Annotated in this window: 1 protein-coding gene and 1 tRNA gene; both read left to right on the top strand. The window is 42.0% G+C overall.

From position 1 onward, the window contains the following. Positions 1-203: hypothetical protein (locus AC4IFT_RS22430; protein WP_490735487.1), on the top strand; the 203-nt coding region annotated here is incomplete at its 5' end. Positions 204-280: 77 nt separating this feature from the next. Then, positions 281-352: transfer RNA gene (locus AC4IFT_RS22425), tRNA-Asn, on the top strand.

Raw genomic sequence — 352 nt, 5'->3', positions numbered from 1 at the left:
TCCGTATGTCGCTGGTTCAAGTCCAGCTGGAGGAGCCAAATTTAAAAAGCCCGCTTAATGCGGGCTTTTTGCTATCTCGCATTCACCATCTCCATTCTCATATATTCCTCACTTATATTCGTGTTATCTACCTTCCTCATTTACTTAAAATCAGCGGTTTAGGAACAGATAATCGCCAATTTGTTTATTTAACACCCACTTGACCATTTTTTTTATTTTTATGCTTTACAACAGGAAACAGGATGGGTAATATGCGCCTCGTTCTCAGGAACAATGCAATTCCTCCATAGTTCAGTCGGTAGAACGGCGGACTGTTAATCCGTATGTCGCTGGTTCAAGTCCAGCTGGAGGA

Source organism: Providencia sp. UF-183 (genome assembly GCF_058246155.1).
This window is presented reverse-complemented; position numbering and strand designations above follow the sequence as displayed.